This window comes from Microcystis sp. LEGE 00066 (genome assembly GCF_015207925.1).
Lineage (GTDB): Bacteria > Cyanobacteriota > Cyanobacteriia > Cyanobacteriales > Microcystaceae > Microcystis > Microcystis ichthyoblabe_A.
In genome coordinates, this window is the sequence record NZ_JADEVX010000145.1 from 1 (window position 1) to 10,893 (window position 10,893).

Sequence of the window (10,893 nt, forward strand, 5' to 3'; positions counted from 1 at the left end):
CCCTACACCCTACACCCCACATCCTCACTTCCCCACACCCCACTTCCCCACCAGCAAACCCTAGATATTTCGACAAAATTGCCATGCAGAACAACGATAAGGAAAAATTCTGCTATATTATCTGCTAACTCTCTAGAAAACCCAATTAGTTTAATAATCTTTTCCCGGTATCTGAGAAAAAAAATAGTTCATCCCTTTAAAATATGGTTTTAGGGAGATATTTAGTGATTGTGTGAGGCAATTTGTGGTTAACAAGACAAAATCAAGGGCTAAAAGTAGAAAATCAGGCAAATTAGCAGCTAAAACTGTTAAAAAGCGGCGATTGTCCAGTAAATGGTTCCTGACAGCCCTAGGCTTAACTGGCTGCGCCCTAGTTTCCGCTACGGCCGGCGCTATGTTGGCTGTGTCTCTCTCCTCCACACCTTTGCGACAAGCTGCTCTTAGTCCTCAAGAAGCCGCCGCTTTTAACAATCAGCAGGCCATATCCTATGAAAATCTGCAACTTCCCGCCCTCAACCGCCCCGTTAATATTCTGGTGGTGGGTGCGAAAGTGTTGACATCCGATGTCAAGGAGGCAGAAACCCCAGATTTGGGTTATCATGCCCCGGTTAATTCCTTGGAGGGTTTAACCGATACCATGCTGTTACTGCGTTTTGACCCCCAAAGACAGAAGTTAACCATGCTTTCCATCCCCCGGGATACCCGCACCGATATCGAGGGTTACGGGGAGAAAAAAATCAATCAAGCTAACGCCCTCGGTGGACCTGCTTTAACGGCGGAAACGGTTAGTCATCTTTTAGAGGGAGTCGCTATCGATCGCTATGTTCGCATTAATGTGCAGGGTGTGGAAAAATTAATTGATGCTTTGGGGGGGGTGACGGTATATGTTCCCAAAGACATGAAGTACCAAGATTTTAGTCAACACCTCTACATTGACCTGAAAAAAGGGGAACAACACCTCAACGGCGAGAAATTCCTCCAGTTTGCCCGTTTTCGTTACGATGCTAAAGGCGATATCGGTCGTATCCAACGACAACAGCAATTAATGCGGTCTTTAGTGGAACAAACCCTAAAACCAGCAACTTTATTGAAAATTCCTGATATTATCGAGGTTATCCGCAATAGTATCGATACTAATCTCAGTTTAGAGGAGTTACTCGCCCTAGCCGGTTTTGCCTCCAAAACTGAGCGATCTGATGTGCAAATGCTACTCCTACCAGGAGACTTTAATGGTGATGGTCGGCAAGGGATCAGTTATTGGTTGCCCAATCAAAGTAAAATTCAAGAGCTAGTGGCTCAACATTTCAACCACGGCTTTTTTATGGCTGACACTGAAGAAACTACGCAACCGACTCGCATCGCTGTGGAAGATAGCACCGATAATCCAGAAGCGGTGCAAACTCTAGTCAGATATCTCCGCTCATTGGGTTATGAAAATGTTTTTGTCTCTAAGTCTTCATCGCCAATTCTAGAAACTACCAAAATTATTGCTCAAAAAGGGGATAATTCTCTCGCTGCTGCCCTGCATAATAGCCTTGGTGTCGGGGAAGTTTTGGTGGAAAGTACAGGGAATCTCGCTTCTGATGTGACAATTAAAATTGGTCAAGATTGGCAAGAAAAATCAGCTAATCTTTCTGAGCTATCCCCTGGCAACTAAGAGAAAAATCAAGTTTATCTGAGTTAGTAGTTGCCCATTGACAAAAAACTCATCCATTATCAGTTATCATTGATTAATGATTGGTCACTGATTACTGATTACTGTTTACTCTCCCATGACTCCTTTTGTCGAGAAACTAAAAACTCCTTTAACTAAGCAAAAAATCTCGGTTCTGCAAGTTAATTTGGGGAAAAGATGTAACCTTGCTTGTAGCCATTGTCATGTGGAAGCTAGTCCAGTTCGCACCGAAGAAATGACTCCAGAAGTATGCGAACAAATTATCGAACTGATCGCAAGATTTCCCCAAATTAAAACCGTCGATCTGACCGGCGGCGCTCCCGAAATGCTCTACGGTTTTAAACCAATTGTGGAAACCTCTAGAAAAGCGGGAAAAGAGGTAATTGTGCGCTCGAATTTAACTATTTATTTCGAGAAAGGATTTACTGATATTCCTGAATATTGCGCTGCCCATCAGCTGCGGGTGGTGGCTTCTTTACCCTGTTATCTTGCCGATAATGTGGATAAAATGCGCGGTCTTGGAGTCTATGATCGATCGATCAATGCTTTACAATGGTTAAACCGTCTTGGCTACGCTCAAGAGCCGAATTTGATTGTGGATTTAGTCTATAATCCCCAGATTCCTAAGTCAGAGAATTTTTCTCTCACACCGGATCAGGTATCCCTAACACAGGATTACAAAAAGTTCTTGCAAGAACATTTTAATATTTCTTTTAACAATCTGTTTACTATCACTAACTTACCCGTCGGCAGGACGCGCTTCCATCTGGAACACCGGCAACTCTATCAACCCTATCTTCAATTCCTCGAAGACCATTTTAATGGCGATACTGTCGAACATTTGATGTGTCGTAATCAGCTTTCCATTGATTATTTAGGTAATATCTATGACTGCGATTTTAATCAGATGGAGAATCTGGCTGCTTGCACCAGTCAAGGCCGAAAATTAACCCTGCCAGATTTATTACAAGCGGGTAGTTTAGATGTAATTGCAGAGGTACAAACCGCTTCCTATTGCTACGGTTGCACTGCCGGCAGCGGTTCCAGTTGTGGGGGAGCTTTGACTTCAATCTGAACAAGTGTACTGGATTGACAGCCTGTCTCGGGAAATTTAGTACAAATGCTCGGAATAGCTCTCCCTGCTGCCCACTCCGGTGCTGTCTTAACGGGGTAGGGTGTGGGGTGTAGGGTGTGGGGTGTGGGGTTTTACCGATTTTCAGGTGGTCAATTAGCCAATTTTCAGGGAAAAAGTCCCTGAATTCTCCCCCCGATCGCTCCAATCGCTGGCACTTTTTAGTCAAAAGTTGGACTATTGATTAGGGACCGGAAAAAACCGCCGATTCGATATCTTGACGACTAAGGGAGTATTTAAAAGCGCGATTGATGTCACTGCCATCATTGGCTGCCCGAAAGTAACGAACGGTGATTTCTTCGATATCGAGGCAGATTTCCGCTTTCCATGTCAGTTTTTCCACAGTCCAACAGTGGACATTCTCGGTATTTTTCCGACAACCTAACTTAACTAGCCATGCTTCGATCGCCGGTAAGGGATGATTATAGAGGGGAGTATCAGCAGTGGGAATCTTCATCGCATCTAAATCAAAAATAATTGGGCTACAGTGACAGCATTCTCTCCTCGAAGCATAGCAATAATCACCGCCAGTAACAAGCAGCCGAGCAGGGTGAGTGCCAAGATAAACAAAGCAAAAATCTCTCCCGAAGATAGGGGGCGATCGGTCGGATCGAGATAGGCGCTACGATTAGCTATGGGTTGATCGCTATCGGGGATAGTTTGGATGACATTCCAGCGCGAGTAACCTATCTGTAAATCATACAGGGAACGGCGATCGGGATTACTCAGGGTGGCATAAGCTTCGTTAAGACGCTGGAATTGAACCGTTGCCACTTCGGGGCTGAGTTCGGTAGTATCGGGGTGGTATCGTTTGCTTAGTTCCCGATAGGCTCGTCGCACTTCGATCACCGAGGCACTCGGATGTAGTCCGAGAATGGCATAATAAGTATTGGCAAAGCGCGAGTTAGCGGCAATGACTCGCGAGGTGGTTGGGGAATTATTGCGCTCGAAGGTCACAAGATTTTTTACACTAAAAATTGTCTTAATATTTTAACTCTGTTGATCATGAAATCTCGTTATCGCCTGCGTCTTCGGATCTGTCTTGTCTTTCTTATTATGGCCCTGACGAGTTTGTCCCCTTGGCTAACCCCTAGCGCCTACGCGGGGATCGATGACGATCGCCTCGATGGTAATATTTTTGTGGTCTACGCGGGTAATGGTTCCCTCGTACCACCGCGTCTAAATTTAGCGGAAACTTTTCAACGGAAAATTCCAGCTATAATCGTCTATTATCTGGATGATAGTAGTGATTGTAAGCGATTTGCGGCGATTGTCTCCCGTTTTCAAGAGTTTTACGGTCGCGCCGCCAGTATTATCCCCGTAAGTGTCGATTCTATCCCCTTAAAGTCTTCCTATCGTGCCGATGAACCGGGTTACTATTATCGCGGTGGGGTTCCCCAAACGGTGGTTTTAGACCAACAAGGTAAAGTGGTTTATGATGGTTTGGGCAATGTTAAATATGAAGATGTGGATGATGTCTTAAGAAAGGTTTTTGATCTTTTGCCTCGAGCGGAATCGGTAGAGTTAAAAAGACGCTCTTTTAACGAGTTTAACGCTGAATTGCGCTAGTTACCCCCTTTTTATCCTCAATTGAACCAAAAATAATCATTTAGAGATGCTGTCAGCAGCGTCTCTATCTTGTTTTTAGGAACAATAAAATTATTTACCTATTGCTTTTATTATCATTTAAGATTTATTTTAACCAATAAATGCTAGACAATTCAGATTTTATCTGGAGTAACATTTGAAAAATATTTGCAACAGTGCCAGACTAGAAAAAGTTTGCTAACCTAATTATACTAAGAACAATAATCATTCTTATAGGTGTGGGAGACAGCAATGAAAATCAAGCAAAATTTCCTAACAGCAGCGATATTACTGGGTTTTTCTAGTCCGGTACTGGCTAATAGTCTCGAAAACCTCTCTAGTAACCCCATGGCACAGGTAACAAGTGTCAATCAATTGCGGGATGTTTCTCCCACCGCTTGGGCGTTTGAGGCCTTAAGAAGTCTCGTGGAGAGGTATGGTTGTATAGTAGGTTATCCTGACCGCACTTTTCGCGGTGAACGCGCTTTAACTCGTTGGGAATTTGCCGCCGGGTTGAATTCCTGCTTAAATACCCTAGAAAGATTGATTCAAGAAGGAGTGGCGGTATTAAAAGAAGATCTAGACAAAATCAAGCGATTAGTCAGCGAATTCGAGACCGAATTAGCGGCATTGGGTGCTAGGGTTGATAACTTAGAAAATCGAGTCGCTTTTCTGGAAAATAATCAATTTTCTACCACTACTAAATTAACCGGGGAAGTGGTGATGGCATTATATGGGGTAGCCACAGGAGAAAAAAACGGTGGTGAAGGGATTCCCCAAGTGCCAGCTTTTGGTTATCGGGCCCGTTTAGAATTAAATACTAGCTTCACAGGCAAAGATTTACTCTATACCCGTCTAGCAACGGGAAATATTGCCGATTTAGCCGATACTACGGGAACTTTTGCCAGTACCTTAGCCTTTACCCAACCGGACGGCAACGATTTATTGGTAGAAGTTTTAAACTACAGTTTCCCCCTAACGGAAAATATCCAACTCTGGTTAGAAGCGACGGGAGGTGCTAAAGATGACTTTACCAATACCCTCAACTTTTTGGATGGAGATGGTGCTAGTGGGGCGCTTTCCGCTTTTGGTACCCGCAATCCCCTTTATTTTGCCCCCGGACAAACTGGACTCGGTTTACAGGGTAATTATGGGGCTTTGCAATTCAGCGCCGGTTATCTTGCTGGGGATGCTAACGATCCTAACCCGGGAGCGGGTTTATTTAACGGTTCCTATACTGCCCTAGGGCAGGTGGGTTATGTTCCAAACGATAATTTTGGCATTGCTTTATCCTACTTTCATGGTTATAACCAATTAGATACGGGAACGGGAAGCCAGCGCTCGAATTTCCGATTTTTCACCAAAGAACTATTGGGGGAGGCTGTCCCGACAATTAATAATAGTTTGGGTTTACAATTTAGTTGGCGAATTGTCGATGGTTTTGTCCTCGGTGGTTGGGGAGGTTACACAAAAGCTATCACCCTTAGCACCTTAGATGGACAACTAGAACGCGGGGATTTAGATATCTGGAATTGGGCGGTAACTTTGGCTTTTCCTGATTTATTTAAGGAAGGAAATACGGCTGGTATTATTGTTGGTATGCAGCCCTGGGTATCTAGTTCTAGTATTAGATTAAATGATGGTAGTGCCACTAATGATCCCGATACTTCCTTTCATATCGAAGGATTTTATGAGTGGAAACTCACCGATAATATTGCCCTTACTCCGGGGGTAATCGTGATTACTTCCCCTAACTCAAATAACAACAATTCCACCTTAGTTATCGGTACTATCCGCACGACTTTTACTTTCTGATTTGTCTAGGCAGCCAGTCAGAAATAAAGATAAAGTATGACGGGATTTGACATCATTTCTCGACGGCTGGCTGCTGTTCCGACGTTTCCCACTCTCAACTAACTGAATTAAGGGGGCATTTATGGTATTTTTAGAGACAATTTACCCTACTTTTGTGGTTTCTTTTTCGGTGGATTTAGAGGGTTTTAGTTTACGCTTCAGGGTTGAAGTTGTGGCGAAGAGGTCGAGGACGATTTGAGGAACACTGTTAAATGTGATTAAATAGGGTACAATGAAAGTTGAAGATACACCTAGTTAAGCCATGAAACAAGTTCTCAAAAATATTAAGGTATCGGAGATTTCTGCACTAATCGCTCAGTTAGGTTTTTCTCCTGAACAAGAAGTTAATCTGACGATTGAGGAAAATTCAGAAAGTCTTATCTCAATTATGGATAAAGTCGGCAAAAAAGCTCAAGCTAAAGGTTTGACAGAAGATAAACTAACAGAACTATTAGTAGATGAATCCTAATCGAGTTGTTATAGATACAAATGTTTTTATTAGTGCTTTACTCAATCCCCTAGGAACACCCAAAAAAGTAATCAATATAACAGTTAGTCAATTTACTATTCTCCAGAGCGAGGCAACTTATCAAGAATTGGCAACGAGAATAAGTAAAAAGAAATTTGACAAATATTTAGAAAAAGATGATAGGTTAGATTTCTTGTCGTCTCTTAGAAATAGGAGCTTATTTGTTGATATATCGCATGAAACGAGAGTTTGTTCCGATTTAGATGATAATAAATTCCTAGAATTAGCTGTATCTGGAATGGCACAATACATCATAACAGGCGATAAGGATCTTTTAATTCTCAATACTTATCAAGGGATTCCAATTATTACTCCAGCAGAGTTTTTAGTGATTTTCTAGTGTCCTTGAGAATTTTTTGAGGGAGGAATTCAAAAAAATAAACCCATCAACTGACTGAATGAGGAGGAATTTATGGTATTTTTAGAGGTAATTTAGCCGACTTTTGTGGTTGCTTTTTCGGTGGATTGGGACGGTTTTAGTTGGCAACTGATAATAAAGCCTCTTCTATTAGCTTTGGTAACTCAATACCATAAAACCGATTCTTAATGTGTAAAATGTGTAAGAGGAAGAGACGCAAAAAATAAACCCCCTCAACTGACTAAATGAAGGGGGTTATGATATTATTCCAATAGGAAGGGATAGATAGGGTTATAGCCATGAGTATTGATATCTCCGATGAAATTCTCAGTGCAACACGCATGACTGAAGCTGAGATGAGGCAGGAAATTGCGGTCATGCTCTTTCAAAAAGAGAAGCTCACCCTGGCTCAAGCGAGTCGATTTGCAGGAATGAATCGTATTGCTTTTCAACACCTACTTGCAAGTCGTCAAATTCCAGTACACTACGATGTCGAAGATTTTGAACAGGATATTAAGAACTTGCGGGAGATGGGAAGATTGTGATTGTTGTCAGTGATACATCTCCTATCAACAATCTTGCCGCCATTAATCAACTTCATCTGTTACAACAACTTTACGAAATAGTTTTTATTCCTGAAGCAGTTTATCGAGAATTAACTGAGCCTGATTTTCCAGTAGCAGGTTCAATAGAAGTCCAAACCTTAGATTGGATTCAAACTCGAACGGTAACTAACCACACAGTGATTAAAGCTCTTGCTGATGAACTAGATAAGGGAGAAGCTGAGGCTATTGCTTTAGCACTTGAGTTGGGAGCGGATCAAGTTTTGATTGATGAGCGTCGTGGTCGTAGAATTGCTGCTAGACTTAATCTTCGATACACAGGAATTCTGGGCATTTTGGTTGAGGCGAAGAATCGAGGGTTAATCTCTGAGGTGAAACCCCTACTAGACGCTTTGATCAATCAAGCAGGATTTTGGGTTGATGCGCCTTTATACAGTAGTGTTTTACAGATGGTTGATGAAGGAAAAAACAAACCCCCTCAAGATTGAATGAAGGGGTATTTATAGTATTTTTAGAGGTAATTTAGCCTACTTTTGTGGTTTCTTGTTCAGTGGATTGAGAGGGTTTTAGTTGGCAACTGATAATAAAGCCTCTTCTATTGGCTTTGGTAACTCAATAGCATGAAACCGATTCACAGAAAAAGCGTAATCTTCACCACTTTCATCAATAACCCGAATTAGACTGTTTATTTCTGCTGTCTCATCAGGGATAACGCGGTATATTTTGCCCACCTCTAGTGAAGCTTCGTAGCCTTCATTATTGAGACAAACTGCGAACTTATTTGTTGGAGATGACTCTATTTTCATGGTCAATCTAGAAACGGTAACTTGAGCTTAAATTCTTTTTTGCCGATGCCATGAGCTTCATACCAATGGACTTCAGCTAACCTTACTATACCATTGGCAAGCTGAACTTGGGCTATGCCCTTTAATTTTCTCCATTTACCTTTGCCATACTGTTTTTGCAACCGTTCCCGATTACGAATTCCTGTTCCTGTGGCAATAATCTCGATATTCGTAATATCGCTGATAATCTCAAAGTCCACGATCAAGCAAGCAATCTTAAAGAGTGACCCTCTATTATAGCATCTATTGCCAAAAAAGAGATATAAAAAAACAAAACCCCCTTAAGATTGAATCAAGGGGCATTTATGGTATTTTTAGAAGCCATTTAGCCGACTTTTGTGGTTTCTTTTTCGGTAGATTGGGAGGGTTTTAGTTGGCGCTTCAGGGTTGAAGCTGCGCTAGAGCCGAAGGTGATGATACTCAAACTGTTATTTTTTGTACTGTAGATTTTTTGGTTATTTCCTTAGGATGTCTGAACAATTGACCTTCATTTTGGTAGAAAACTTCATAATCTGGGGCCAGTTCAAGACATAACTGTTTCCATAAACTAATTCCTTCTTGTTTAAAATCCATTTCAGCTTGCTGATTAGGAAAATCTGATAAAGGTGGATAGTCTTGATTTAAAGTCTTATCGTAAGTATCCTGCCATGAGTTTAAACGTTGAATGGTTGCTTGACTTAATGGTAATTCTTCAGGAGCAATGTTATCAATTTCATCTACTCCCCAAAGTGGGTAACTTCCATAATCTGCCCAAAGTTTGATTCTGATTGCCATAACTATCATTCCTGAATAAGTTCGTTAATTAATCGAGTTGGAGTTGGATTAGCACTCACTAAGTAACCATTATGACTAATTTCTAGAGAAACATATTGAATAATTCCATTGATTTCTACTTGATAAATTATGCGACTTTTTCCTTGTATGCCAATAATTTTTCCCTCACTAATAGCTGTTACAATTAAATCGGGAATTTGTTTTTCAGTAATACCTCTCTGGAGAAAATCTTCTCGATGATTTTCTAGAATATGCAGCAATCCAGAACCTTTGTCACCTGCTTTTCCAGTTTCTAGAAAAACAATTTTCCCGCTAGGATCTTGAGTAATTATGATAATATTTTCTGGGGTATGTTTGATTGCTGCTTTTTTAAGTTCAGCAATCAGGAGTTTTTTCTGATCGTTGTTCGGATTCGACCTCATTGCCGATTATAGCTCAAGATTGCGTAAGTTGATCTAGTTTACTCATCCCTCAATTATACAATAAAACCCCCTCAAGATTGAATGAAGGGGTATTTATAGTATTTTTAGAGGTAATTTAGCCTACTTTTGTGGTTTCTTTTTCAGTGGATTTAGAGGGTTTTAGTTGGCAACTGATAATAAAGCCTCTTCTATTGGCTTTGGTAACTCAATAGCGTACTACGGGCTAGAGACTCTTCAGAGCATCGGAGACCATATCATATAAGCTGCTGACGGTGTCTACTTTCTGCAGGCTTTCCCAGCCCAGACTGATGTTGAATTCTTCCTCTATCCTCGCGAGCAATTCCCATTTGTCCAGCGAATCGATGCCTAAATCTTCCTCCAAATGTAGATCCGCTGTCAGAACTATGGCTGGGTCGGATATCTCCTCTCGTATTATACTTTAGATGTTCATAATCTGAGATTTATTAAACTTCTGAAATCGTAGAGTCAGCAAGGAATCCAGTTCTTTTTTATGTTTCAGATGGGCATCATTCAGACATTCATAAATAGCTGAAGAAAAGTCAGAAAAGTTTTCATAATATTTACCATGTAAACATTTCTTTTTGACAAATTTCCACAGCCTTTCAATTAAATTTAGATTAGGCGAATAAGACGGCAGATAGAGTAGCTCTATTGACAAAGAAAGAGCCAATTCTTCAACAATTTTACATTTCTGATAGCGGGCATTATCTAAGACTAGAGTGATGGGAATCATTAGTCCTAAAGCAGCTATTTTTTCAAGAAGTTCACAGACTTGAGTTGCCGTAATATAAGTGTCATTAGTAACTAGAATCACTTCATGAGTTATTGCATTTAATGCTCCTAAAACATTGAAGCGTTTACGCCCGCTCGGTGACTTAACAAAAAGTCTCTCAAAACACCAAACAAAACCGAGAAATGCTCCCATGACGAAGTGAGCGGCATCAACAAAAAAAACAGCCCTTTTTCCTTCTTTAGCCTCATTTAGTCTGGGTTCTAGCTTTTTTTGTTTGTAGTCTTCTTGTTCATCTGGGTCAGCTTTAGAAGGAAGAGAACCTATTTTTAAACATTTCATTCCCAAGGATTTTAAGAATTTCCTCACTTGGGTAGGACTTCGTTTTATCCCTGTCAATTCT

At 41.1% G+C, this 10,893-nt stretch carries 16 protein-coding genes and 1 pseudogene; 8 read left to right on the forward strand and 9 right to left on the reverse strand.

Features of this window, described 5'->3' with window-relative positions; all coding sequences use genetic code 11:
- The first annotated feature begins 244 nt into the window (after window positions 1–244).
- Together IQ224_RS17370 and arsS are read left to right on the forward strand one after the other, a co-directional pair.
- A complete protein-coding gene (locus IQ224_RS17370) occupies window positions 245–1,657 on the forward strand; it encodes an LCP family protein (protein WP_036402746.1) in 1,413 nt (470 codons plus the stop codon).
- 115 nt (window positions 1,658–1,772) lie between these two features.
- Window positions 1,773–2,750, forward strand: a complete 978-nt coding sequence (gene arsS / locus IQ224_RS17375; RefSeq protein WP_194033273.1) for an arsenosugar biosynthesis radical SAM (seleno)protein ArsS — start codon at window positions 1,773–1,775, stop codon at window positions 2,748–2,750.
- Window positions 2,751–2,991: 241 nt separating this feature from the next.
- Here the strand turns inward: arsS and IQ224_RS17380 are convergent, their stop codons facing one another.
- Both IQ224_RS17380 and IQ224_RS17385 read right to left on the reverse strand, forming a co-directional pair.
- Window positions 2,992–3,264: a DUF3143 domain-containing protein gene (locus IQ224_RS17380; protein ID WP_002737741.1), complete on the reverse strand. Its 273-nt coding sequence runs from the start codon at window positions 3,262–3,264 to the stop codon at window positions 2,992–2,994.
- A gap of 5 nt (window positions 3,265–3,269) precedes the next feature.
- Window positions 3,270–3,764 carry a J domain-containing protein gene (locus IQ224_RS17385; protein WP_194033274.1) on the reverse strand — a complete coding sequence of 165 codons (495 nt, stop codon included), beginning with the start codon at window positions 3,762–3,764 and terminating at the stop codon, window positions 3,270–3,272.
- Between the two features lie 48 nt (window positions 3,765–3,812).
- Between IQ224_RS17385 and IQ224_RS17390 the strand changes: the two genes are divergently transcribed.
- From IQ224_RS17390 to IQ224_RS17415, 6 genes are all read left to right on the forward strand, one after another.
- Complete coding sequence (locus IQ224_RS17390) at window positions 3,813–4,376, forward strand: thylakoid membrane photosystem I accumulation factor (RefSeq protein WP_194033276.1); 564 nt, start codon at window positions 3,813–3,815, stop codon at window positions 4,374–4,376.
- A 270-nt stretch (window positions 4,377–4,646) separates the two neighbouring features.
- Complete coding sequence (locus tag IQ224_RS17395; protein ID WP_194033277.1) at window positions 4,647–6,209, forward strand: iron uptake porin; 1,563 nt, start codon at window positions 4,647–4,649, stop codon at window positions 6,207–6,209.
- A 301-nt stretch (window positions 6,210–6,510) separates the two neighbouring features.
- Window positions 6,511–6,717, forward strand: a complete 207-nt coding sequence (locus tag IQ224_RS17400) for a hypothetical protein (protein ID WP_194033278.1) — start codon at window positions 6,511–6,513, stop codon at window positions 6,715–6,717.
- Window positions 6,707–7,117: a putative toxin-antitoxin system toxin component, PIN family gene (locus IQ224_RS17405; RefSeq protein ID WP_002777816.1), complete on the forward strand. Its 411-nt coding sequence runs from the start codon at window positions 6,707–6,709 to the stop codon at window positions 7,115–7,117. The genes IQ224_RS17400 and IQ224_RS17405 overlap by 11 nt, the downstream gene beginning before the upstream one ends.
- Before the next feature lie 317 nt (window positions 7,118–7,434).
- Window positions 7,435–7,680 (forward strand): UPF0175 family protein, encoded by a 246-nt coding sequence (locus tag IQ224_RS17410; RefSeq protein ID WP_002748168.1) that lies wholly within the window; start codon window positions 7,435–7,437, stop codon window positions 7,678–7,680.
- A complete protein-coding gene (locus IQ224_RS17415) occupies window positions 7,677–8,186 on the forward strand; it encodes a DUF3368 domain-containing protein (protein WP_002751848.1) in 510 nt (169 codons plus the stop codon). The genes IQ224_RS17410 and IQ224_RS17415 overlap by 4 nt, the downstream gene beginning before the upstream one ends.
- A 78-nt stretch (window positions 8,187–8,264) precedes the next feature.
- On the opposite strand, the gene IQ224_RS17420 is transcribed toward IQ224_RS17415, so the two are convergent.
- From IQ224_RS17420 to IQ224_RS17445, 7 genes and pseudogenes are all read right to left on the reverse strand, one after another.
- Complete coding sequence (locus tag IQ224_RS17420; protein ID WP_002751846.1) at window positions 8,265–8,504, reverse strand: hypothetical protein; 240 nt, start codon at window positions 8,502–8,504, stop codon at window positions 8,265–8,267.
- Between the two features lie 2 nt (window positions 8,505–8,506).
- Window positions 8,507–8,743 (reverse strand): hypothetical protein, encoded by a 237-nt coding sequence (locus tag IQ224_RS17425; protein ID WP_072926254.1) that lies wholly within the window; start codon window positions 8,741–8,743, stop codon window positions 8,507–8,509.
- A gap of 125 nt (window positions 8,744–8,868) precedes the next feature.
- Window positions 8,869–8,943: pseudogene (locus tag IQ224_RS24300) on the reverse strand (PEP-CTERM sorting domain-containing protein); the annotation flags it as partial.
- A 20-nt stretch (window positions 8,944–8,963) separates the two neighbouring features.
- On the reverse strand, window positions 8,964–9,317 hold the full coding sequence (locus tag IQ224_RS17430) for a hypothetical protein (protein ID WP_072926255.1): 354 nt from the start codon (window positions 9,315–9,317) through the stop codon (window positions 8,964–8,966).
- Window positions 9,318–9,322: 5 nt separating this feature from the next.
- A complete protein-coding gene (locus tag IQ224_RS17435; protein ID WP_194033279.1) occupies window positions 9,323–9,739 on the reverse strand; it encodes a hypothetical protein in 417 nt (138 codons plus the stop codon).
- A gap of 223 nt (window positions 9,740–9,962) precedes the next feature.
- Window positions 9,963–10,175 (reverse strand): acyl carrier protein, encoded by a 213-nt coding sequence (locus tag IQ224_RS25090; RefSeq protein WP_194033281.1) that lies wholly within the window; start codon window positions 10,173–10,175, stop codon window positions 9,963–9,965.
- Between the two features lie 3 nt (window positions 10,176–10,178).
- Window positions 10,179–10,893, reverse strand: a 715-nt coding sequence (locus tag IQ224_RS17445; RefSeq protein ID WP_194033280.1) for an IS630 family transposase, incomplete at its 5' end; no start/stop codon positions are given.

Excerpts from the sequence above, each read along its gene's own strand:
- arsS (WP_194033273.1), top strand. The coding sequence starts at position 1,773 with ATGACTCCTTTTGTCGAGAAACTAAAAACTCCTTTAACTAAGCAAAAA.
- IQ224_RS17380 (WP_002737741.1), bottom strand. The coding sequence starts at position 3,264 with ATGAAGATTCCCACTGCTGATACTCCCCTCTATAATCATCCCTTACCG.
- IQ224_RS17390 (WP_194033276.1), top strand. The coding sequence starts at position 3,813 with ATGAAATCTCGTTATCGCCTGCGTCTTCGGATCTGTCTTGTCTTTCTT.
- IQ224_RS17395 (WP_194033277.1), top strand. The coding sequence starts at position 4,647 with ATGAAAATCAAGCAAAATTTCCTAACAGCAGCGATATTACTGGGTTTT.
- IQ224_RS17400 (WP_194033278.1), top strand. The coding sequence starts at position 6,511 with ATGAAACAAGTTCTCAAAAATATTAAGGTATCGGAGATTTCTGCACTA.
- IQ224_RS17405 (WP_002777816.1), top strand. The coding sequence starts at position 6,707 with ATGAATCCTAATCGAGTTGTTATAGATACAAATGTTTTTATTAGTGCT.
- IQ224_RS17410 (WP_002748168.1), top strand. The coding sequence starts at position 7,435 with ATGAGTATTGATATCTCCGATGAAATTCTCAGTGCAACACGCATGACT.
- IQ224_RS17420 (WP_002751846.1), bottom strand. The coding sequence starts at position 8,504 with ATGAAAATAGAGTCATCTCCAACAAATAAGTTCGCAGTTTGTCTCAAT.
- IQ224_RS17430 (WP_072926255.1), bottom strand. The coding sequence starts at position 9,317 with ATGGCAATCAGAATCAAACTTTGGGCAGATTATGGAAGTTACCCACTT.
- IQ224_RS17435 (WP_194033279.1), bottom strand. The coding sequence starts at position 9,739 with ATGAGGTCGAATCCGAACAACGATCAGAAAAAACTCCTGATTGCTGAA.